Source organism: Kribbella sp. NPDC049584 (assembly GCF_040675555.1).
In the GTDB taxonomy this organism is placed as follows: Bacteria; Actinomycetota; Actinomycetes; order Propionibacteriales; family Kribbellaceae; genus Kribbella.
This window is the reverse complement of record NZ_JBFAPF010000010.1, coordinates 1-21,038: the sequence shown is the minus strand read 5'-3', so window position 1 is coordinate 21,038 and position 21,038 is coordinate 1. Positions and strand designations below refer to the sequence as shown.

Here is a 21,038-nt window from a genome sequence, read left to right as displayed (position 1 = left end):
AGATCAGCCTTTGACCGCGCCGGCCGTCATCCCGCCGACCAGCCGACGCTGGATCAGCAGGAAGACGATCAGCACCGGGAGCGAGAAGATCGCCGACGCCGCGATGGTGGCGCCGTTGTCGATACCGTCGGACGTCTGGAACGACACCAGCCAGACCGGCAGCGTGTAGTTGTTCTGGGACTTCAGGAACACATAGGCGAACAGGTAGTCGTCCCACGCGCTGATGAAGGCGAAGATCGAGGTCGCCACGATGCCCGGCGCGAGCAGCGGGAGCTGGATGTGCCAGAACGCGCCGAACCGGCCGCAGCCGTCGACCATCGCGGCCTCCTCCAGTTCCAGCGGGATCCCGGCGACGAAGCCGCGCAGCGTCCAGATCGTGAAAGGCAGGACGAACGTCATGTAGGTGATGATCAGTCCCGGCACGAAGTCGATCGCGCCGACCGACCGCAGCATCAGGTACAGCGGGATGACCATCGCCGAGCCGGGCACCATCTGCACCAGCACCAGCCCGACGAGGAACGCCCGCCGGCCGATGAACCGGAACCGCGCGAGTGCGATCGACGCGCCCAGGGCAACGACCAGCGCGATCAGCACGGTCGACACCGAGACCAGCAACGAGTTGCGCACGTAGTGCAGGAACGGCCCGTGCGTGAGCGCCGTACGGAAGTTGTCGAGGCTCAGCGGCCACGGGACGAACTCGGGGGTCGCGGACAGGATCTTGCCGGGCTGCTTCAGCGCCGTCGCGAACATCCAGTAGACCGGGAAGATCACCACCAGCGAGACGAGTACGGCGATGGCGTTGGGGACGGCCCGTCTTCTTCTCATGCGGCTCATACGACAGCCTCGTCCTGGGCGAACAACCGCCGTACGTAGAGCACGGACAGTACGGCGAGCAGCAGCACCGTGATGATCGCGATCGCCGCGCCGCCGCTGTAGTCGTTGCGGGTGAAGGCCTCGAGGTAGGAGTAGACGCCGAGCGTCGTCGTGCCGCCGTCCGGACCGCCCTGCGTGAGCACCCAGATCGGCGTGAACGAGTTGACCGACCAGATCACCTCGAGCAAGACCAGTACGGCGAGCACCGGCGCGAGGATCGGCATCGTGACGTGCCGGGCCACGTTCCATCGCCCGGCGCCGTCCAGCGCGGCCGCTTCGTACAGGTCACCGGGGATCTGGCCCATCGCGGCGTACAGCGTGAGCGCGACGAACGGCAGACCCTTCCAGACGATCAGCGCGATGATCAGCGCCAACGCCTGACTCGGCGACGAGAACCAGTCGTGTGCCGAGAAGTCGCCGAACACCTTGAGCTGCGTGATCACCCAGTTCAGTACGCCGTACTGGGGCTCGAACAGCCAGCGCCAGATCATCGTGGCCGACACCATCGGCATCGCCCACACCAGCACCAGGCAGACTGACAGCATCACCCGCGCCCACGCCGACACCTGCATCAGCAGGGAGGCCAGCAGGAAGCCGATCACCATCAGGCCGCCTACACAGGCGACGCTGACGATCAGGGTGCGCAGCAGCGTGAACCAGAAGTCGCTGTCGCCGAGCACCCGGGTGAAGTTGTCGAGCCCGACGAACGGTGCCTCCCCGGTGAACAGGGACCGCGGCCCGAAGTCCTGCAGCGACAGCCAGACCAGCCGCACGATCGGATAGCCGAGTACGGCTGCGAACGCGATCAGCGCAGGCCCGATCAAGCCGTACGGCGTGAACCGTGCGAGCCGATTCCCGCGCACAGCCCGAGCGGTGCGATCTGGGCGCGGTGGCGTTACCGGTGTTGTCTGCGGCGCCTGGGTCAGCGAGGTCATCGGCCGTCAGCGCTGTCCGGACTGGGCGTTGAACGCCTCGGTCGCGTGTTTGTCGTAGTCCTTCGCGGCAGCGGCGATGTCTGCGCCCTTGGCGATCTTCGAGAAGAACTGCTCGTTGTAGCTCTCGGTCTCGAGCGTCGCCTCTCCCGGCGTGGACGGCAGCGCCTGGCTGACAGTGGCCGCCTGCGCGCCGAGCTTCAGCACCTCAGGGACGTTGCCCGTCGGCAGGAACGCGGCGACGACCGGGAGCTGGTGGATCGTCCGGGTCATCGTCTGCTGGAACGCCTTGCCGGTGATGATCTTCAGCCAGTCGACGGCCATGTCCTTGTTCGGGCTGTTCTGGGCGATGCCGATCGTCGAGCCGGCCACGATGACGGGCAGCGGCTTGCCCGGCTCGTAGCCGGGCATGATGAAGTACCCGGCGTCGGCGGCGGCCTTGGCGTTCTTTTCGGCGACCGCACCCGGTTCCCACGCCTTGACGTAGATCATCGCGGCCTTCTGGTCGGCGAAGATCTGGTCCTGGTCGGGGCTGTCGGTGTTGGCGCCGATCGAGGACGGCGTCGAGCAGCCGTTCTGGAACTTCTTCCACTCCGCCAGGCCGGCCTGGTTCTCCGCGCTGCTCATCTGCGCGGTCCACTTGTTGTCCGTGTCGGTGGCGATCGTGCCGCCCTTGCCGAACAGGAAAGGCATCCCGGCGAACCAGTACTGGCCGGGCATGTAGAACGCGGAGAAGTTCGGCGTCGAGGTGTGCGTCTTGGCGAGCTTCCCGCAGTCCGCGATCAGGTCGCCGACGGTCGCCGGCGGTTTGTCGATCCCCGCGGCGGCGAACATCTTCTTGCTGTACATGACGACTTTCGTTCCGCCGTACAGGGGAGTGGCGTAGAGCTTGTCCTGGTACGTCGACGGTCCGGCCAGGCCGGCGAGCCACTGGCCGGACGACTCGAACTCACCCTTCTTGTCGGTCAGCTCGGCCAGCGCTCCGGAGGCGGTCAGCATCGGGGTCTGGGTGTTGCCCATCTCGACGATGTCGGGCGGGTTGTCGGAGGCAAGCGCCGTGGTCAGCTTGGTGACGATGTTGTCCCACTGCTGCACCTCGACGGTCACCTTCACGTCGGGATGCTTCTCGTTGAACTGCTTGGTGACGTCACCGATGATCTTGTTGTCACCGGGACCGCCGGTCATCATCCAGACCGTCAATTTGTTCGTCGGCGCGGCCTTCCTCGGGCCGGAACCGCCACAGGCGGCCAGGCTGAGCGACAGCACTGCGAGCAGAGCCAAGGACTTCCAGGGCTTCATGCCAGTTCCCCTAGTCTGATGGGAGGACAGCTTGGGAGGGGTCGACGGCGCAGCTGTCCAGCTGGGCCACGACACCGGGGGCGGAGGTAGTGATCGAGGCGACCTGGTGGCGGGCCACCCCGATCGCGGTGTAGTAGCCGCTCAGGGCGGCGGCCATCGCACCGAGCAGGCCGCCCGATTCCCCGAGCACAGACCGGCGCAGATCGCTGTGTACGCCGACCGTCTCGTACGTCTCGGCGCTCACCGACTCCAGCACGGAGTCGCTGAACGCACCGGAGAAGCCGCCGGTGAAGACGACCGTGCTCGGCTCGTAGGCCAGGGCAACGATCGACACCAGGTGCAGCAGCGCCTCGTGGATCTCGTCGACGAGTCCGCCGAACCGGTCGGGTTGGGCGAAGACCTCGTCGGCCTTCCTGAGTCGGTGACCGGCTTCCTGCGCGAGAGCGAGCAAGCCGGCGCCGGACAGCAGATCACGGAGCCGTTCCTTGCGGCCCGGCAGTCGCAGCCGGCCGAACTCGCCGAGCAGACCCTCGGGTCCCGCGAGTACCTGCCGGTTGAACGCGACCGCCGAACCGAGACCAGTGCCCAGACTGAGCAGGACGACGGTCTCGTCCCGGGGCAACTCGCCGTAGTGCAGCTCACCCAGCAATGCCAGGTTCGAATCGTTGTCGATGATCGTCGGTACGCCGAGCTCCGCGGCGACCGTCTCGACGAAGGTGGTGCCGAGGATCTGCGGCAGGTTGAACGCGCCGACCACGCGATCCTTGGAGGAGGCAACGACACCGGGCAGTCCGATCGCCACCGAGGTGAGCGGTACGCCGTCGCCGTACCGCTCGACCAGTCCGAGCACCCGCGTCGTGATCCAGGACGCCAGCTCGGCGGCGCCCAGGTCCCGCGGGGTCTCGTCGCGGCAGCGGATGATCGCCGTACCGATGCCGTCGGCGATCACCATCCGGCAGTAGGTGCCGCCGAGGTCGATCCCACAGACCAGCCCGGACTGCGGGTTGAAGGCGAGCGCCGCTCCGGGGCGGCCGGGGCCGTCGCGGACGATCTTGTGCTGCTCAAGCGCCAGCCCGTCGGCCAGCAGATCGTCGACGATCCGGGCCACTGTGGCCCAGCTGAGTCCGGTCTGCTGCACCAGTTGGCGCCGGTCGATCCCGGCGCCGGACAGCAGCGCGGCGATGACCGCCCCGCGGTTCGCCGTCCGGGTGCCGACGCTGCCTCGTTCGAGCTTCGCCATTTATTCTCACGGTGAATAGAATTGGTTGAGACTGAGACGCTAGTCCGGTCCGGCAGGCCGTGTCCAGGGATTGCGAAAACTTCTCCGTCTGTCGTTGGCGCCGCCAATGACAGGCCGAACTGATCAGTCTGGACTGATGAGTTATGGTGGCCGGTATGGAGATCTCAGCGTCGGCGGTGCGTGCGGCCAGCGAGGTGCGAGTGGTCTTCGGCCGGGTCAAACGGCGGCTGAAGGCGCTGGCAGACACCGACGATCTGACGCCGTCGCAGTCCTCGGTGCTGAGCCGGCTCGACAAGGACGGACCGGCGTCGGCGAGCGAGCTGGCCACGGCGGAGCGGATCCGGCCGCAGTCGATCGCGGCGATCCTGGCCGCGCTGCGGCAGGCCGACCTGATCCAGCGGCACCCCGATCCGCAGGATGGTCGCCGGCAGGTGGTCTCGCTGACGTCGGCCGGTCGCCATCGCCTGCAGGGCGATCGCAAGGTCCGGCAGGAGTGGCTCGCCCAGGCCCTCCAGGACCACTGCACCGAAGCCGAGCGCCAGAAGATCATCACGGCACTGGCCCTGCTGGACCGCGCCATCGAGGCGGCCAGATGACCGGCGTGGCGACCAGCCCCGTGGCCGGTGCGGCGGCCGGCTCGGCGACCGGCCTGGTGACTTGCCCTGTGACCGGCGCGGGGACGGGCCTCGTGACCGGCGCGGCGACCGGTCAGGTGGCTGGGCTGTGACGGGGGAGTCGTCGGAGTTCGACCGGCGGCTGATCGCGCCGATGCTCGTTGGTTCGGTGCTGAACCCGATCAACTCGTCGATGCTTGCGGTGGCGCTGATCCCGATCGGCGCGGCGTTCGGCGTACCGCCGTCGCAGACCGCGTGGCTCGTCACCGGGTTGTACATCGCGACCGCGGTCGGCCAGCCCGTCATGGGCCGGCTGGTCGACCTGTTCGGTCCGCGGCCGCTCTACCTGATCGCGACCTCCCTGGTCGGAGTAGCCGGTTTGCTCGGCGCGCTGGCCCCGAATCTCGGCGTACTCGTCGGCTCCCGGGTCCTCCTCGGCCTCGGTACGTCGGCGGCGTACCCGGCCGCGATGTCCTTGATCCGCAGCGAGGCCGACCGCACCGGTATGGACACGCCCGCCGTCATCCTGAGCAGCCTGTCGGTCGCGAACCAGGTGATCGCGGTGATCGGCCCGACGCTCGGCGGCCTGCTGATCGCGCTCGGCGGCTGGCATCTGATCTTCACGATCAATGTCCCGCTGTCGGTGATCTGTGTGGTGCTCGGCTCCCTGTGGTTGCCGCGCCGGGCGCGGTCGCGCGGCGCGGAAGGACTGGACTATGCGGGGATCGCGTTGTTCACGACGACGTTGGTCTCGCTGATGTTGTTCCTGATGCAACCGCGGCTTTCGCGGTGGTACGTACTGGTGCTTGCGCTGGTCCTGGGCGTGTCGTTCGTGATCACGCAGCTCCGCGTCGTCGCACCGTTCATCGATCTGCGAGTGCTGGGCGGCAATCGTCCGCTCATCCTCACCTACACGCGCCAGGTGCTCGCGTACGTCGGCGCATACTCGTTCCTCTACGGCTTCACGCAATGGCTGGAGGAGGCCCGCGGGCTCAGCGCTTCCGCCGCTGGTCTGCTCCTTCTACCACTCTCCCTTGCGGCGGTCGTGGTCACGCTGCTCACCGGCCGGCGCGCAGCGATCCGGGGCAAACTCGTTGCCGGAAGCCTCTGTCTCGTGGCGGCCGCGGCCGCGCAGTTGTTCATCGGCCCGAGCACGTCGATCTGGATCCTGGCCGTCGTCGGTGTCATCGCGGGCGTCCCGCAGGGCCTGAACAACCTCGCCAACCAGACCGCCCTCTACCAGCAGGCCGATCCCGCCCGGATCGGCTCGTCCGCCGGCCTGCTGCGGACCTGCGTGTACGTCGGCGCGCTCATCTCCGCCGCGGCCAACGCCCACTTCTTCCAGCACGGCGCCACGACGACCGGACTGCACGACATGGCGATCTTCCTCCTCGTCGTCGCCGGCCTGCTGGTGCTGGTGACCTTCACGCAGCTCCCGGAATAATTTGGTTAGGAAGGTTTACTAACAGTCGATGCGCCGGGTACCTTGCTGTCTCCGCCCCCACCTCAGGAGACAGCCATGCTCCGACTGCACCGCCCCCTCCTTCTGATCCTGCCCCTGACCCTGACTCTGATCGCGGCGTCCGCCGTGATGGTTGCGGCCCGGCCGAGCGCCGCGGCCACCAAGGCGCCGGCTCCGTTCCAGCATCCCGGTGTCCTTGTCGACAAGGCGCAGCTCGACTTCGCCCGGCAGCAGGTCCTGGCCGGGGCGCAGCCGCAGAAGGCGGCGTACGACGCGATGAAGGCCAGCTCGTACGCCGCCTTGTCGTACACCCCGAAGCCGCGTGCGATCGTCGAATGCGGCTCGAGCTCGAACCCGAACAACGGGTGTTCGGACGAGCGCGACGACGCGCTCGCGGCGTACACCCACGCACTGCTCTGGTACATCACCCGCGACGACCGCTACGCGAAGAAGGCGATCCAGATCATGGACGCGTGGTCCGCCGTACTGAAGGACCACAACAACAGCAACGCGCCGCTGCAGACCGGCTGGTCCGGCGCCTCGTTCTCCCGCGCCGGCGAACTGATCAAGCACACGTACGGCGGTCAGTGGGCGCAGCGCGGGCGCTTCGAGAAGATGCTGCGCGACGTGTACCTGCCCGAAGTACGCAACGGCGCCGGCTGCAAGAACGGCAACTGGGAGCTGATCATGACCGATGCCGCGATCGGCATCGCGGTGTTCCTGGACGACCACGCGGCTTTTGACAAGGCTCTGAGCATTTGGCGCGGCCGACTGCCGGGCTACGTCTACGAGACGACGGACGGTGCGTACCCGACAGCGCCGTCGACCTGCCCGAAGGACACTCGCCAGGAGATCGTCGACTACTGGCAAGGACAGTCGACGTTCTCGAACGGCCTCGCCCAGGAAACGTGCCGCGACTTCGGCCACACCGGCTGGGGCCTCACCGCTGCCACCCACGTCGCCGAGACCGCCTACCACCAAGGCGTCAACCTGTACGCCGAAGCGGGCAGGCGACTGACCGACGGCTACTACTTCCACACCCGCCTGGAGAACGGAGCCGCCGTCCCGTCGAACCTCTGCGGCGGCACGGTGAAGAAAGGTCTGGGCGCCGTCACCGAGGTGGTCTACAACCACTACCACAACCGCCTCGGCGAGCAGATGCCAACAACCCTCGCCTACACCGAGTCCAAACGCCCCGCCGGCGCCAACTACTTCTTCGCCTGGGAAACCCTGACCCACGCAAACAACCCACGCTGACAGCCCTGTTGACGGCGTGCCCAGCTGTACCCCGTACTTAGGGTCATACTTCGTGCCCCTGAGGAGGCAGCATGTCGCTCACCGATCGCGAACAGTCCGAGGTCGAGCAAGCCAATGCGTCCGGCCGCCAACCTGTCGCGTTCGTCCACGGTCTCTGGCTGCTGTCCAGCAGCTGGGACCGCTGGCGGCAGTTGTTCGAGGCGAACGGCTACAGCACGATCGCACCCGGTTGGCCGGACGACCCGGAGACGGTGGCGGAAGCGCGGGAGCACCCCGAGGTGTTCGCGCACAAGATGGTGCAGGCAGTCACCGACCACTACCTCGAAGCGATCCGCGGACTGGACCGCAAGCCGGCCGTCGTCGGGCATTCGTTCGGCGGGCTGATCGCGCAGAAGATCGCGGGTGAGGGCGCGTCCGCGGTGACCGTGGCGATCGATCCAGCGCCGGGACGTGGCGTGCTGCCGCTTCCGGTGTCGGCCTTGAAGTCGGGTTCGCCGGTGCTGGGCAATCCGGCGAACGCGCGGCGCTCGGTCACGCTGACCTTCGACGAGTTCAAGTACGGCTGGGCGAACAACCTCGACGAGGACGAGGCCCGGCAGTTGTACGACGAGTTCCACGTCGCGGCGTCCGGCGTACCGATCTTCCAGGCCGCGGTGGCGAACCTCAACCCGTTCAGCGAGACCAAGGTCGAGTACAAGGCGGAGGACCGCGGGCCGATCCTGCTGGTGTCCGGCGAGAAGGACCATACGGTCCCGCATGCGATCACGCACGCGGCGTACAAGCAGCACAAGAAGAATTCCGGCATCACCGAGTTCGTCGAGATTCCTGGGCGCGGGCACTCGTTGGTCATCGACCACGGGTGGGAAGAGGTGGCTCGGACCGCGCTCGACTTCGTCGGCAAATACGCTCCCGCCTGACCGCCCAGCGACGAGCTGAACGACCAATCGGGCTGGCGAGGGTAAGGAAGGCCCGCGGGGCGGCGAGTGGCTCCGCGGGCCTTCCGATCTGGGGTGATCTTGGGGTCAGTCCCAGCTGAGGCCGCTGGAGGACTGGTACTCGATCACTCGGGTCTCGAAGAAGTTCTTCTCCTTCGTCAGGTCCATCACCTCTGACATCCACCCGAAGGGGTTCCGCGTTTCACCGAAGATCGGATCGATACCAATCTGTTCTGCACGGCGGTCGGTGATGAAGTGCATGTACTGCTCGCACAGCTCCGCCGTCAGCCCGAGCATCCCGTTCGGCATCGTGGACCGGCCGTACGCGACCTCGAGCTCACACGCGTCGGCCAGCATCTGCCGGACCTCGGCCTGGAACGCGGTCGTCCACAGGTGCGGGTTCTCCTGCTTGATCTGGTTGATGCAGTCGATGCCGAAGTTCAGATGGATCGACTCGTCGCGCAGGATGTATTGGTACTGCTCGGCGATACCGACCATCTTGTTCCGCCGGCCAAGCGACAGGATCTGCGCGAACCCGGTGTAGAACCACATCCCCTCGAACACCACGTAGAACGCGATCAGGTCGCGCAGAAACGCGGTGTCCGCCTCCGGCGTACCTGTGCGGAAATCCGGGTCCTCGAGATGCTGGGTGTATTTCAGCGCCCAGGCATCCTTGTCGGAGATCGACGGCACCTCGCGGTACATGTTGAACAGCTCGCCCTCGTCGAGCCCGAGCGACGTGCAGATGTACTGAAACGTGTGGGTGTGCACCGCCTCCTCGAATGCCTGGCGCAGCAGATACTGCCGGCACTCGGGGTTGCTCAGTTGGCGGTACACGGCGAGCACGATGTTGTTCGCGACCAGCGACTCCGCGGTGGCGAAGAAGCCGAGGTTGCGCTTGAGCATCAGCCGCTCGTCCTCGGTCAGGCCGTCCTTGGACTTCCACAAAGAGATGTCGGCCTGCATGGACACCTCGGTCGGCATCCAGTGGTTGTTGCAGGCGGCAAGGTACTTGTCCCACGCCCACGTGTACTTCAGTGGCAGCAGTTGGTTGACGTCCGCCCGCGAGTTGATCATCGCCTTGTCGGCGACATGCACCCGCCCGGCACGGACGTTGATCTCGCTCAGTCCGGTGGTCACTGGCAGGCCTCGCAGTCAGGGTCGTCGATGGAGCAGACAGCTCCGGTGGGCTCGGGAAGCGGCATGTCGGCCGGAATCGGCGCCGGCGGTGCCGCGACCGTGACAGCGACCGCGTTCAGCCGTCCGTCGGTTCCCTTCAACGTCGACTTCTCCACATGCGTTGCTGACTGGGAACGCAGGTAATAGGTCGTCTTGAGGCCATGGCGCCAGGCCGACCGGTACAGCTCGTCGAGCGCACGACCGCTCGGCTTCGCCATGTAGAGGTTCAGCGACTGTGCCTGGTCGATCCACTTCTGCCGCCGCGACGCCGCCTTCACCAGCCACTGCGGGTCGATCTCGAATGCGGTCGCATACAACTCCCGCACGTCCGCTGGGATCCGCTCGATACGGGCCAGCACACCGTCGTGGTACTTCAGGTCCGACACCATCACCTGGTCCCACAGCCCGCGCGCCTTCAGGTCAGCGACCAGGTACGGATTGGCGACGGTGAATTCACCGGACATGTTCGACTTCACGAACAGGTTGCTGTACGTCGGCTCGATCGACTGGCTCACGCCGCAGATGTTGGAGATCGTCGCGGTCGGCGCGATCGCCATCACGTTCGAGTTCCGCATGCCGCCGTGCAGGACCTTCGCACGCAGGGCGTCCCAGTCCAGCCGCTGAGTCTCGTCGACGATCACGTCGCCGTCGCGGGCGGACGCCAGCAGCTCGAGCGAGTCGATCGGCAGGATCCCCTTGCTCCACAGCGATCCGTCGTACGTCGAGTACCGCCCGCGCTCCGCGGCGAGATCGCTCGACGCCTCGATCGCGTGGTAGCTGATCTGCTCCATCGAACTGTCCGCGAACTCGACCGCGGCATCGGACGAGTACGGGATCCGCAGCGCGAACAGTGCGTCCGCGAAACCCATCAGCCCGAGGCCGACCGGACGATGGCGCTGGTTTGCCCGCTCCGACTCCGGGGTCGTGTAGAAGTTCACGTCGATGACGTTGTCGAGCATCCGGACCGCGGTCTTCACCGTGTCGCGGAGCAGGTCGGCATCGAGACCGTCCTCGGTCAGGTGTGCGACCAGGTTGACCGATCCCAGGTTGCAGACCGCGGTCTCCTCGACCGTGGTGTTGAGGGTGATCTCGGTGCACAGGTTCGACGAGTGGACGACACCGTCGTGCTGCTGCGGCGAGCGCAGGTTGCAGGCGTCCTTGAACGTGATCCACGGATGCCCGGTCTCGAACAGCACAGTCAGCATCCGGCGCCACAGCTCGACGGCCTTGACCCGCTTGAACACCCGAATCTCACCACGATCCGCCGCGGCCTCGTACGCGACGTACGCCTCCGCGAAGGCCGTGCCGTACAGATCGTGCAGATCGGTCACTTCGTCGGGGGAGAACAACGTCCACTCGCCACCGGCCTCGACCCGCTGCAGGAACAGGTCAGGCACCCAGTTCGCGGTGTTCATGTCATGCGTACGCCGCCGCTCGTCCCCGGTGTTCTTCCGCAGGTCGAGAAACTCCTCGATATCGATGTGCCACGTCTCCAGATACGCGCACACCGCGCCCCGCCGTTTTCCGCCTTGGTTCACGGCCACCGCGGTGTCGTTGGCGATCTTGAGGAAGGGCACGACGCCCTGGGACTCGCCGTTGGTGCCGCGGATCTTGGCGCCGATGCCGCGGACCGGGGTCCAGTCGTTGCCGAGGCCGCCGGAGTACTTCGCGAGCAGCGCGTTGTTGCGGATGCCGCTGAAGATGCCGGCCAGGTCGTCCTCGACCGTGGTCAGGAAGCAGGACGAGAGCTGCGGCCGGGTCGTGCCGGAGTTGAACAGCGTCGGCGTCGACGACATGAACCGGAACGAGCTGAGCAGCTCGTAGAACTGGATCGCCCGCGCCTCCCGGTCGTCCTCGCGGAGCGCCATCCCCATCGCGACCCGGAGGAAGAAGGCCTGCGGCAACTCGTACCGAACTTTGTCGATGTGCAGGAGATACCGGTCGTACAGCGTCTGCAGGCTGAGGAACGTGAAGTCGAGATCGGCCTCGGGCCTGATCGCCGCGGCGAGCCGCTCGAGGTCGAAGGTGCCGAGCTCGGGGTCGAGCTGGCCGGCCTCGATCCCGGTCCGGACGTACTGCGGGAAGTAGGCCGGGTACGCCCCGGCCATCTCAGCCTGGCTGGCCTGCCGCGGCTCGCCGTGGACACGTCCCAGCGCCTCGCGCCGGATCTGGTCCAGCAGCAGCCGGGACGCGGCGAAGCTGTACTGCGGCTCGGTCTCGACGAAGCCGCGCGCGGCCATCACCAGCGCCAGCTCGACCTCGTGCGGCGCGATGCCGTCGTAGCAGGCGCCGAGGGTTTCATCGAGGATCAGCTCGGGATCGACCGCGTCGAGCCCCGCTGCCGCCTCCGCGACGACCACCCGCAGCCGGTCGACGTCGAGCGGGGAGCGGGTGCCGTCGGCCGCGCGGACGGTCAGCGTCGGCCTCTCGGTGACGCCGGCCGCGTCGGCAGGCGTGCGTACCTTGGTCCGCTCCTCGCGGTACAGCACGTAGGCGCGGGCGACCTGGTGCTCGCCGGCGCGCATCAGCGCCAGCTCGACCTGGTCCTGGATGTCCTCGACGTGCACGGTGCGCCGCGTGGCACCGCGGCTGGTCAGCGCGCCGACGACCCGGCCGGTCAGGTCGGTCACCAGGTCGCGGACCCGGTGGGTGGCGCCGGCGTCGGCGCCCTCGACCGCGAGGAAGGCCTTCGTCACGGCGACGGAGATCTTGGTGGCGTCGAACGGCGTGCTGCTGCCGTCGCGACGGATGACGGTGAGCTCGATCGGCTGGTCTGCAGCGATCCCCGAGGACGCGGATGCGGACGAAGCCGTTGAGGAAGCAAGGGTCACAGGTGTGCTCTCCACAAGAGTTCGGAAGCCTGGAACCACGCGAGCAGGCGCACGACGGGACCGGCAGCACCGGCCGGGATCACTGCCGTCACGCCCTGCGACCCACCCGCGAGGTCTCGGACCGCACGCACCGGCGGTGCATGCGCCGGTGGCAGGTATCCGGACTCGCGGACGCCTCAAGACAGCACGTCCGCTCACCGTTGCGGGGCAGCTCCGGAGTCGCACCGGATTCCCCTGTTGCCTCGAAATGGCCCACATCTTGTGGTGCCGACCACTCCGAACCACCAGCAGTAGTGATGCTAGGTGGAGCGATCTACATCTTGTGGTAGCGCCACGCCGCGTGTCGCACATGTTGTGGTCCTCACGCCGCGACCGCGTAGAGATCCTGGAGCGTCATGATCTCCGAGCCGTGGTGGATCAGCTCGCGATTCAGCCGCAGCACGACATGACCGAACGGCTCGCCCGCGTCCAGTTCATTGGCCTGGCTCAGGCCGACCGTCATCACCTCGTCCTCGTCCAGCGCGGCGATCGCGTCGCGCCAGGCCTCGACCCAGTAGGTCAGCCAGGCGACCGCGTCGCGCGCGTTGCCGTGCAGGTTGATGTCGGCGCGACCCTGCTGACTCGCGCCGAACGTCCACTCCCACCGCTCGAAGAAGGTCTCGGTGAGATGGGCGATCAGCCAGGCGATCGTGCGGGGACCTCGGTGATCCGGCTCGTCGGGCCACTGCGCCACCCACTCGCCGGACCCGAGCGATCGGAAGTGGCCGGCGTAGTGCCGCCGGACGACGGTGAGCGCCTCGCTGCTCGGTCGCCAGAAGTACTGCTCGTCGGTCAACTGTGCGAGTCGCCCGGACAGCACCATCCAGCTGAAGCCGAGCTGGCCGCGCACCATGGCCATCGCCGATGGCCTGTGCAGGATGTCCCAGTCGAACGCCTCCGACATCGCTTCTCCCCTGTACGATCGAACATATGTTCGAATTCTTGCTCGCCGGGGAGATGAAAGTCAATTCACTGGTGTGTCGGTTCTGGCCTCGAGGGAACGGGCCTGCTAGGCGGCTCGATCCGGGTGTCGGCGGCCGGACTGGCGAAGCGTCGTTCGAGCAGCGTGAAGGCGTCGATGAGCTCGGGCGCCTCGTAGACGCGGTTACGCCGTCCGTCGGTGACCTCGCGCAGGATGCGCGCCTCGACCAGACGAGCGAGCCCTTGGTTGGCGGCCTGCAGCGAGCGGTCGATGAGCTGCGCCGCCGCGGCGAGCGTGAGGACCGGCGCGGCAGGCAGCGCGTCGATCAGCAGCTCGGTCGCGGAGCCTGCCCGGACCGGCGCTGCGCGTTCCCGCCAGGCGGCCTTGAGGTCGACGGCGGTCTGCTCGAAACGCGCGGCTTCGGCGGTCGCGTGCGTGCAGGCCAGCGCGAACATCCGCAGCCACGGATTCGCGGCAGCGCGTGCCTTCGGCGTCGTCGCGCGTCCGACGTACCGGAAGGCGGTCAGCGCGTCGACGTACTCCGTGGCGTGTGTGGCGAGCGAGAGCGAGACCGGCGGCACGGTGCGCGTGACCAGGCCCTCGGCGCGCAGGATCAGGTGGATCAGCGCGCGCCCGGTCCGGCCGTTGCCGTCGGCAAACGGGTGGATGGTTTCGAACTGAGCGTGCGCGATCGCGGCCTTCGCGAGCACGGGCAGCCGCGACTCGCGGACGAAGGTGATCAGGTCCTCGAGCAGGTCGGGGATCAGTTGTGCCGGCGGCGGGACGTAGTACGCCTCGGCGGGGGAGCGGCCGCCGATCCAGTTCTGCAGGTAGCGGAGCTCGCCCGCGTACTCCGGGTGCGGCGACTGCGCCATCAGCCGCCGATGCGCCTCGAGCAGATGCTCGACGTCGAGCTTGTCGCCGGCTTGCACGGACTCCGTCACCCAGGTCATCGCGTCGACGGCGCCGAGCACTTCCTCGGCCGTCACATCCCGCGTTCGCTCCCGCAGTGCGTCGGCCTTCAGCAGCCGTCGCGCTCCGACGACGAGCCCTTCGATATGCGACGACCCGACCGCCTCGGCGCGCAGCAGCAGCCGAGCCAGCGCCTCGCTGTTCGTCAGCACCGCCGCGGTCGCGTCGAGCCGCGCCAGATCGCCCGCGGCGTCCTCGAGCACCGCGAGCACGTCGTCGCTCAGGTCGAACTCACGCCCGACCAGCGGATCGGGGAAGTACAGCTCGTACGACCCGCCGAGCCGCTCCGCCCGCGTGAACCCGTCGGGGTGCCCGGGCCACCGATGTAACTCCACCCGCGCCATATCCTTATTCAACCTTATCCACAAACCTTGAACAAGGCCCGTGGATGCGAGCGTAACTGCGGTGGACCTACCTGTGGACCACATGTGGACCGCCTGTGGACCTACTTGTAGGGAGACTGCTGGTTGTGACTCTCGACGCGCAGACGCAGGAGATGGTGGCCGCCAACCAAGCCGACTGGGACGCGCGGGCGCCGCTGCACGCGGCCAGCGCCTTCTACGACCGGCCTGCTGAGTTCTGGTTCGCCGACTACGAGTGGGAGGATCTCGGGCCGCTCGAGGGGCGTGACGTACTGCATCTGCAGTGTCATCTGGGCACTGAAACGATCGCGTTCGCCCGCCGGGGTGCGCGGACCAGCGGGCTCGACCTGTCCGCGGAGTCTTTGGGAGCCGCTCGACGGATCGCCGACGAGGCAGGCGTCGAGGTCGACTACGTGCACGCGAATGTGTACGACGCGGTCGATGCGGTCCAAGGCCGGCAGTTCGACGTCGTCTACACCGGCAAGGGCGCGCTGTGTTACCTGCCTGACCTGAAGGAATGGGCCGAGGTGGTCCGCGACCTTCTCAAGCCCGGTGGCGCTCTCTACATCGTCGAGTTCCACCCGCTGCTGAACTCACTCCGGGAGGTTTCCCTTCCCGGCGAGTCCGACGAGTTGGTCCTTCGCGCCGATTACCTCGAAGGTCGTGGCCCCATTGCCCACGACTCCACCGTCACGTACACCGGTGACGAGGTCCCCGGTCGCCAGACCAGCTACGAATGGCGCCACGGCCTCGGCGAAATCACGACCGCGCTCGCAGGCGCCGGCTTCCACCTCACGAGCCTGCGCGAGTCCGAAGTACTCCCGTGGCCGCGCTGGTCGACGATGGAGCAGACACCCGCAGGCTGGTGGCGCCTGCCGGACGACGCCCCGCGCATCCCACTTCTGTTCGCCCTGAAGGCGATCAGGGTCAGCGCTTCTTAGGGCCGCGGAAGGCGACGAAGATCAGGGCCACGCCGAAGGCGGCGACAATCGGGCCGATCGTCGCCCAGACGGTGCTGCCGGTCATCGAGCTGCCCTTGACGTAGCCGAGGCCCTGCAGGGTCCAGACGGCGCCGATCGCGATGAGCAGTGCGGCGATGGCGGTGGCGACGATCTTTCCCATGGGCCGAGGTTAGCCGAGGAGCGCGTCGCAAAGCGTCACGAGTTGGCGGCGAAGCGGGCGGGCGCGATCGGCAAAGGCCCGCTGCGCTGCCGTGTACTCGGCTTTACCCTCGGGCGTCTCGATGCGGACCGGCGCGTAGCCGAGCGGAGCCAGGTCGTACGGCGATGCCTGCATGTCGAGCGTACGGATGTCACGGGCGAGCTCGAAGCAGTCGAGCAGCAAGGAGCTCGGCGTGAACGGCATGAGCTTGGCTGCCCATTTGTAGAGGTCCATGTTGGCGTGCAGACAGCCGCCTTGCTCCAACGCCGGCTGGGACTCACGCGTCGGCTGCAGGACGTTCAAAGGCCTGGCGGAGGTCGTGAAGAAGCGGAAGGCGTCGAAGTGCGAGCAGGCGACCTTGTGCGACTCGACCACCTGATCGGTGCCCTTGGCCCCTAACCGCAGCGGCCACTTCTCATGCCGTACGTCGGAGGTCCGGTAGACCATCGCCCACTCGTGCAGACCGAAACAGCCGAACTGGGGTTGCCGATCCAGGGTCGACACGAGCAGACGGCGGATCCACGTGATGTTGTCCGCACGGCGCGTGATCTCCGCGGGGTCGAGAGACGCCGTCCCGCCGTCGACGACGTACCCGCGACGGTCGGCGTACTCCGCTGCGTCGAGCAACCGCACACCCGGGCCAGGGTGCCAGATGCGGAGCTGGTTCGGGCGGGTGGAGTAATAGGTGAACAGGAAGTCCTCGACCGGGTGGGACTCCCGCCGCTGACGACGCTCGAGATGTCCGGCCACCAAGGCGTCCACGCGCGCCGCGTGGTCCATCGCGTACGACGACCACTCGGCAAAGGCAAGCGTGGTGGTCATAGGTCGAGCGCGAACGCGTACAGGTCGACGCCCGGGATCGGGGCCCAGTCGCGTTCAGGAAGACGAGTGAAGCCGAGGCGTTCGTAGATCCGGTGGGCTGCGGTCATGTACGTCGCGCTGCTCAGGACTACTCGGCGGAGGCCCTCTTCGCGCGACCGTTCTATACAGCGCTCGGTCAGCGCCGTGCCGATGCCTTGCCCGCGGGCTCTTCCGGCGACGCCGAGCATGCGGAACTCGCCCTCGTCGTCGCGGCCGATCTCCCGGTAGACAGAGCCGACCGGGCAATAGGTCACCGTGCCGAGCAGGCCGTCGTCGTCCACCGCGACCCACAGCTCGGCCTTGGCGGCGCGGTCGGCGGCGGCGCGGAGCGTCATCGCGTACTGACCGCGGACGAACCCGTCGTGCGAGTACGCCTCCACGGTCAGCTCACCAACAGCGTCGTACTCGGACGGCAGCGCAAGGCGGATAGTCACCAGCTAACTGTCTCATCCCGCCTCGACGGTAGGCTCGCCCCGTGCGTATCGCCAGATTCTCTGTGGATGACGAGCCGAAGTACGGCGTGGTCGAGACCGACGACCCCGAAGGACTCGTCGGGACGGTCAACGTTCTCGACTCGGATCCGCTCTACCGGCCGGTGCAGTTCACCGGCGAGCGGTTGCAGCTCGCCGACGTCCGGCTGCTCGCGCCGGTCATCCCGCGGAGCAAGGTGGTCGGCGTCGGCCGCAACTACGCGGCCCACGCCCAGGAGCTCGGCAACGACGTACCCGAGCAGCCGCTGATCTTCCTGAAGCCGAACACCAGCGTGATCGGCCCGCGGGACGGCATCGTCTATCCCGAGCAGACCGGTGACCTGCACTTCGAGGGCGAGCTGGCGATCGTGATCGGGCGGATCTGCCGCGACCTGCCCCGGGAGCGGGCCAACGAGGTGATCTTCGGCTACACGGTCGCCAACGACGTGACAGCGCGCGACCTGCAGAAGACCGACGGGCAGTGGGCCCGCGCCAAGGGGTACGACACGTTCTGCCCGCTCGGCCCGTGGATCAGCACCGAGCTCGACGCCTCCGACCTGCGGGTCAGCACCGAGCTGAACGGCGAGCCCAAGCAGGACGGGCGGACGTCGCAGTTCATCTTCGACATCCCCGAGATGCTGGCCTACATCACTTCCTTCACCACGCTGCTGCCCGGTGATGTGGTGCTCACCGGCACCCCGGCCGGTGTGGGTCCGATGTTGCCCGGTGACGAGGTCTCGGTCACAGTCGAAGGCATCGGAACTTTGACGAACAGGGTGATCGTCCGTGACTGACGACGTACTCGGAGACCTCGAGCCGAGCAAGGTCCGGGTGCGCTTCCCACCGTCGCCGACCGGTCTGCTGACCGTCGGCAACATCCGCAGCGCGCTGTTCAACTGGGCCTTCGCCCGGCACTACGGCGGCAAGCTGGTGCTCCGGATCGAGGACACCGACACCGCCCGCAACACCGAAGAGGGCTACCAGTACACCTACGACTCGCTGCGCTGGCTCGGCCTGACCTGGGACGAAGGCCCCGAGGCCGGTGGCGACTACGGGCCTTACCTGCAGTCCGAGCGGATGGACGTGTACGCCGACGTCGTCGCGAAGCTGCTTGCCGCCGGCAAGGCGTACCACTGCTACTGCTCGCAGGAGGAGCTCGACCAGCGCCGCGAGGCCGCCCGCACCGCCGGCGAGCACAGCGGGTACGACGGTCACTGCCGCAACCTCACACCCGAGCAGATCCAGGCGTACGTCGAGGAAGGCCGCCGACCCGTCGTGCGGCTGCGGATGCCCGACCGCCCGATCGTGTTCGACGACCTCGTCCGCGGCGAGATCACGTTCCTCCCGGAGAACCTGGGCGACTACGTCCTGGTCCGCGCGAACGGCTACCCGCTCTACCCGCTGGTGAACCCGGTCGACGACGCGCTGATGGAGATCACCCACGTACTGCGCGGAGAGGACCTGCTCTCGTCGACGCCGCGGCAGATCGCCCTGTACGAGGCGCTGGCGGAGATCGGGGTCGGCGGCGGCCGGACGCCGCGGTTCGGGCACCTGCCGTTCGTGATGGGCGAGGGCAACAAGAAGCTGTCCAAGCGCGACCCCGGCTCCGGCCTCGGCGAGTACATGCAGCGCGGATTCCTGCCCGAGGGCCTGCTGAACTACCTTGCGCTGCTCGGCTGGTCGATCGCCGACGACCGCGACGTGTTCACGATGGACGAGATGGTGAAGGCCTTCGACATCCGCAAGGTGAACTCGAACGCGGCTCGCTTCGACCCGAAGAAGTGCGAGGCGATCAACGCGGCGCACATGCGGATGCTGCCGGCGGAGGAGTTCGCCGAGCGGATGATCCCGTTCCTGGCCGGCGCGGGCCTGCTCCCGGCGGAGCCGTCGGCGGACCAGCTCGCGACGCTGCGGGCCGCCGTACCGCTGGTCCAGGAGCGGATCAACACGCTATCCGAGTCGGTCGACATGGTCGGGTTCCTGTTCGTCGCCGAGGACGCGTTCACGATCGACCCCGATGCCGCCGCGAAGGTGCTGACCGGCGACGCGGGCGCCGTACTCGATGCCTCCGCCAAGGCGCTCGGCGATTGCGACTGGACGACCGAGGCGATCGAGGCGGCTTTGCGGGCGGCGCTGATCGACGGCCTCGGACTGAAGCCGAAGAACGCGTTCGGCCCGGTCCGGGTGGCGATCTCCGGTCGCCGGATATCCCCGCCGTTGTTCGAATCGCTCGAGTTGCTCGGCCGGGACAAGTCCCTGCACCGCCTCGAGCAGGCCCGGCGTACGACGTCATCGCTGTCATGAGCGAGCTGAGCCCGCGTACGTCGTACGAGCGACTGCTGCGCAATCCTGACGCCCCGCGCGGGTACGTCGTGCTGGGCGCGCTGACGATCCTGGTCGGCTGGATGATCGCAAGCGTCATCATCCTCGGCCTCCAGCAGGCGATTCGGAAGGACCCCGAGGGCACGCTGTCCTGGTTCGGCCTGCTCGCGACGAACCTGACACTGATCGTGCTGATCCCGCTCAGCATGCTCGTCGCCCGAAAGCTCAACCGGCAGGGGCCGGGGCTGCTGTCCTCGGTGGCCGGCGGGTTGCGCTGGCGGCCGCTGGCCTGGTTCGCCCTCGCGGCGATCGTGATCGAACTGCTCGCGCTCGCCGTCGTCCAGTTCGGCGACATCCAGCTCGCCACCGGCGAGCGGCACAGCGGGGGAGCGGCGCCGGACGCGATCGCGGTCATCGTCGTCACGCTGTTCACGTCGACGTTCCAGGCCGCGGGGGAGGAGTACTACTTCCGCGGGTACCTGCTGCAGGCGATGGGTGCGCTGGTTCGCAGTACGGCGATCGTCGTCGTGGTGACCGCGCTGCTGTTCACTGCAGCCCACGGGATCTGGCCATGGCAGAGTCCGGCGTTGTTCGTGGACCGGCTCGCGTTCGGGCTGGTCGCCGCGGTCCTCGTCGTACGCACCGGTGGCCTGGAGGCCTCGATCTCGGCGCACGCGGCCAACAACGTGGTGACGTTCATCTTCGCGGCGCTGACCGACACCGTCAGCGCCAGTCTCGGCGTGAAGGATGCGCCGTGGTCGCTGGTCACGGTCGACGTGGTGAAGTTCGTCGCGTTCGGCGCGGTCGCGCTGGTGATCGCCCGCCGCCTCGGGCTGACCGCGGACAACCAGAAGAGTCTGGTGTGACGGGAGTGACAACGCGCTGGAGGGGGCTCGTTTTGGTGTCCGGTCCCAGCCTCGGGTAAGCTCTCCGAGCCGGGTTGGTGAGGGCGGAAACAAACTCCCAGCGACGGTGAAATGCCTTTGGGGTATGGGGTAATTGGCAGCCCGTCTGATTCTGGTTCAGTTAGTCTAGGTTCGAGTCCTAGTACCCCAGCGGATTGGACCGCACCGATGAGAATCGGTAGAGTTCAACCTCGTTGCCCGGGCCGCAAGGTCCGGCTGACAACCCTCTGGCCCCGTTGTGTAGCGGCCTAGCACGCCGCCCTCTCAAGGCGGTAGCGCGGGTTCGAATCCCGTCGGGGCTACCAGAGAAGAGCGCCGCTGTCCTGCCGGATCTGCTGGATCGGCACTGTCAGGTCACCGGTCAGCTCCGGGTCGTCCGGAAGCCCTTCCTCGAGCGCACTG

20 protein-coding genes, 2 tRNA genes and 1 riboswitch are annotated in these 21,038 nt (G+C 67.4%); of the genes, 11 read left to right on the top strand and 11 right to left on the bottom strand.

The window, feature by feature from the left end; translation table 11 throughout:
- Positions 1-3: 3 nt before the first annotated feature.
- The 4 genes from AB0J62_RS29335 to AB0J62_RS29320 form a co-directional block, all read right to left on the bottom strand.
- Entirely contained in the window at positions 4-825 is an 822-nt protein-coding gene (locus tag AB0J62_RS29335) for a carbohydrate ABC transporter permease (protein WP_363877796.1), read from the bottom strand.
- Between the two features lie 5 nt (positions 826-830).
- Positions 831-1,736 (bottom strand): sugar ABC transporter permease, encoded by a 906-nt coding sequence (locus AB0J62_RS29330; RefSeq protein ID WP_363877794.1) that lies wholly within the window; start codon positions 1,734-1,736, stop codon positions 831-833.
- 78 nt (positions 1,737-1,814) lie between these two features.
- Complete coding sequence (locus AB0J62_RS29325) at positions 1,815-3,104, bottom strand: extracellular solute-binding protein (protein WP_363877792.1); 1,290 nt, start codon at positions 3,102-3,104, stop codon at positions 1,815-1,817.
- Between the two features lie 10 nt (positions 3,105-3,114).
- A complete protein-coding gene (locus AB0J62_RS29320) occupies positions 3,115-4,344 on the bottom strand; it encodes an ROK family protein (protein ID WP_363877790.1) in 1,230 nt (409 codons plus the stop codon).
- A 155-nt stretch (positions 4,345-4,499) separates the two neighbouring features.
- Between AB0J62_RS29320 and AB0J62_RS29315 the strand changes: the two genes are divergently transcribed.
- The 5 genes from AB0J62_RS29315 to AB0J62_RS29295 all read left to right on the top strand — a co-directional run bounded on the left by AB0J62_RS29315 (position 4,500) and on the right by AB0J62_RS29295 (position 8,594).
- Complete coding sequence (locus AB0J62_RS29315; protein WP_363877788.1) at positions 4,500-4,940, top strand: MarR family transcriptional regulator; 441 nt, start codon at positions 4,500-4,502, stop codon at positions 4,938-4,940.
- Positions 4,937-5,071: a hypothetical protein gene (locus AB0J62_RS29310; protein ID WP_363877786.1), complete on the top strand. Its 135-nt coding sequence runs from the start codon at positions 4,937-4,939 to the stop codon at positions 5,069-5,071. Before AB0J62_RS29315 ends, AB0J62_RS29310 begins: the two co-directional genes overlap by 4 nt.
- Positions 5,068-6,402 (top strand): MFS transporter, encoded by a 1,335-nt coding sequence (locus AB0J62_RS29305; RefSeq protein WP_363877784.1) that lies wholly within the window; start codon positions 5,068-5,070, stop codon positions 6,400-6,402. The genes AB0J62_RS29310 and AB0J62_RS29305 overlap by 4 nt, the downstream gene beginning before the upstream one ends.
- Before the next feature lie 75 nt (positions 6,403-6,477).
- Positions 6,478-7,677 (top strand): alginate lyase family protein, encoded by a 1,200-nt coding sequence (locus AB0J62_RS29300; RefSeq protein ID WP_363877782.1) that lies wholly within the window; start codon positions 6,478-6,480, stop codon positions 7,675-7,677.
- A 71-nt stretch (positions 7,678-7,748) separates the two neighbouring features.
- Positions 7,749-8,594: an alpha/beta hydrolase gene (locus AB0J62_RS29295; protein ID WP_363877780.1), complete on the top strand. Its 846-nt coding sequence runs from the start codon at positions 7,749-7,751 to the stop codon at positions 8,592-8,594.
- 105 nt (positions 8,595-8,699) lie between these two features.
- On the opposite strand, the gene AB0J62_RS29290 is transcribed toward AB0J62_RS29295, so the two are convergent.
- The 4 genes from AB0J62_RS29290 to AB0J62_RS29275 form a co-directional block, all read right to left on the bottom strand.
- On the bottom strand, positions 8,700-9,767 hold the full coding sequence (locus AB0J62_RS29290) for a ribonucleotide-diphosphate reductase subunit beta (protein WP_363878385.1): 1,068 nt from the start codon (positions 9,765-9,767) through the stop codon (positions 8,700-8,702).
- Positions 9,749-12,622: a ribonucleoside-diphosphate reductase subunit alpha gene (locus AB0J62_RS29285; RefSeq protein ID WP_363877778.1), complete on the bottom strand. Its 2,874-nt coding sequence runs from the start codon at positions 12,620-12,622 to the stop codon at positions 9,749-9,751. The genes AB0J62_RS29290 and AB0J62_RS29285 overlap by 19 nt, the downstream gene beginning before the upstream one ends.
- Positions 12,623-12,754: 132 nt before the next feature.
- Positions 12,755-12,923: riboswitch (cobalamin riboswitch) on the bottom strand.
- A gap of 60 nt (positions 12,924-12,983) precedes the next feature.
- Positions 12,984-13,565 carry a DinB family protein gene (locus AB0J62_RS29280; RefSeq protein WP_363877776.1) on the bottom strand — a complete coding sequence of 194 codons (582 nt, stop codon included), beginning with the start codon at positions 13,563-13,565 and terminating at the stop codon, positions 12,984-12,986.
- Between the two features lie 65 nt (positions 13,566-13,630).
- Positions 13,631-14,890 (bottom strand): Fic family protein, encoded by a 1,260-nt coding sequence (locus AB0J62_RS29275; RefSeq protein WP_363877774.1) that lies wholly within the window; start codon positions 14,888-14,890, stop codon positions 13,631-13,633.
- Positions 14,891-15,024: 134 nt separating this feature from the next.
- Here AB0J62_RS29275 and AB0J62_RS29270 point away from each other — a divergent pair, with 134 nt between their 5' ends.
- Positions 15,025-15,858 carry a class I SAM-dependent methyltransferase gene (locus AB0J62_RS29270; RefSeq protein ID WP_363877772.1) on the top strand — a complete coding sequence of 278 codons (834 nt, stop codon included), beginning with the start codon at positions 15,025-15,027 and terminating at the stop codon, positions 15,856-15,858.
- On the opposite strand, the gene AB0J62_RS29265 is transcribed toward AB0J62_RS29270, so the two are convergent.
- From AB0J62_RS29265 to AB0J62_RS29255, 3 genes are read right to left on the bottom strand one after another with little or no spacing between them, the layout of a single operon-like run.
- A complete protein-coding gene (locus tag AB0J62_RS29265) occupies positions 15,845-16,039 on the bottom strand; it encodes a hypothetical protein (RefSeq protein ID WP_363877770.1) in 195 nt (64 codons plus the stop codon). The two genes, AB0J62_RS29270 and AB0J62_RS29265, sit on opposite strands and share 14 nt — an antisense overlap.
- A gap of 9 nt (positions 16,040-16,048) precedes the next feature.
- Positions 16,049-16,900 (bottom strand): 3-methyladenine DNA glycosylase, encoded by an 852-nt coding sequence (locus AB0J62_RS29260; RefSeq protein ID WP_363877768.1) that lies wholly within the window; start codon positions 16,898-16,900, stop codon positions 16,049-16,051.
- Positions 16,897-17,373: a GNAT family N-acetyltransferase gene (locus AB0J62_RS29255; RefSeq protein ID WP_363877766.1), complete on the bottom strand. Its 477-nt coding sequence runs from the start codon at positions 17,371-17,373 to the stop codon at positions 16,897-16,899. Before AB0J62_RS29255 ends, AB0J62_RS29260 begins: the two co-directional genes overlap by 4 nt.
- 41 nt (positions 17,374-17,414) lie before the next feature.
- Here AB0J62_RS29255 and AB0J62_RS29250 point away from each other — a divergent pair, with 41 nt between their 5' ends.
- The 5 genes from AB0J62_RS29250 to AB0J62_RS29230 all read left to right on the top strand — a co-directional run bounded on the left by AB0J62_RS29250 (position 17,415) and on the right by AB0J62_RS29230 (position 20,941).
- Positions 17,415-18,203: a fumarylacetoacetate hydrolase family protein gene (locus AB0J62_RS29250; RefSeq protein WP_363877764.1), complete on the top strand. Its 789-nt coding sequence runs from the start codon at positions 17,415-17,417 to the stop codon at positions 18,201-18,203.
- Positions 18,196-19,713, top strand: a complete 1,518-nt coding sequence (gltX, locus tag AB0J62_RS29245; RefSeq protein ID WP_363877762.1) for a glutamate--tRNA ligase — start codon at positions 18,196-18,198, stop codon at positions 19,711-19,713. Before AB0J62_RS29250 ends, gltX begins: the two co-directional genes overlap by 8 nt.
- Positions 19,710-20,597, top strand: coding sequence for a CPBP family intramembrane glutamic endopeptidase (locus tag AB0J62_RS29240; protein WP_363877760.1), 888 nt, complete (start codon positions 19,710-19,712; stop codon positions 20,595-20,597). Before gltX ends, AB0J62_RS29240 begins: the two co-directional genes overlap by 4 nt.
- A gap of 118 nt (positions 20,598-20,715) precedes the next feature.
- Positions 20,716-20,787, top strand: a tRNA-Gln gene (locus tag AB0J62_RS29235).
- Positions 20,788-20,865: 78 nt separating this feature from the next.
- Positions 20,866-20,941: transfer RNA gene (locus AB0J62_RS29230), tRNA-Glu, on the top strand.
- The last annotated feature ends 97 nt before the right edge of the window (positions 20,942-21,038 follow it).

Bases quoted from the DNA above. Each gene is read 5' to 3' on its own strand.
- AB0J62_RS29240 (WP_363877760.1), top strand. From the start codon at position 19,710: ATGAGCGAGCTGAGCCCGCGTACGTCGTACGAGCGACTGCTGCGCAAT.
- AB0J62_RS29295 (WP_363877780.1), top strand. From the start codon at position 7,749: ATGTCGCTCACCGATCGCGAACAGTCCGAGGTCGAGCAAGCCAATGCG.
- AB0J62_RS29325 (WP_363877792.1), bottom strand. From the start codon at position 3,104: ATGAAGCCCTGGAAGTCCTTGGCTCTGCTCGCAGTGCTGTCGCTCAGC.
- AB0J62_RS29265 (WP_363877770.1), bottom strand. From the start codon at position 16,039: ATGGGAAAGATCGTCGCCACCGCCATCGCCGCACTGCTCATCGCGATC.
- AB0J62_RS29335 (WP_363877796.1), bottom strand. From the start codon at position 825: ATGAGAAGAAGACGGGCCGTCCCCAACGCCATCGCCGTACTCGTCTCG.
- AB0J62_RS29310 (WP_363877786.1), top strand. From the start codon at position 4,937: ATGACCGGCGTGGCGACCAGCCCCGTGGCCGGTGCGGCGGCCGGCTCG.
- AB0J62_RS29300 (WP_363877782.1), top strand. From the start codon at position 6,478: ATGCTCCGACTGCACCGCCCCCTCCTTCTGATCCTGCCCCTGACCCTG.
- AB0J62_RS29320 (WP_363877790.1), bottom strand. From the start codon at position 4,344: ATGGCGAAGCTCGAACGAGGCAGCGTCGGCACCCGGACGGCGAACCGC.
- AB0J62_RS29280 (WP_363877776.1), bottom strand. From the start codon at position 13,565: ATGTCGGAGGCGTTCGACTGGGACATCCTGCACAGGCCATCGGCGATG.
- AB0J62_RS29315 (WP_363877788.1), top strand. From the start codon at position 4,500: ATGGAGATCTCAGCGTCGGCGGTGCGTGCGGCCAGCGAGGTGCGAGTG.
- AB0J62_RS29260 (WP_363877768.1), bottom strand. From the start codon at position 16,900: ATGACCACCACGCTTGCCTTTGCCGAGTGGTCGTCGTACGCGATGGAC.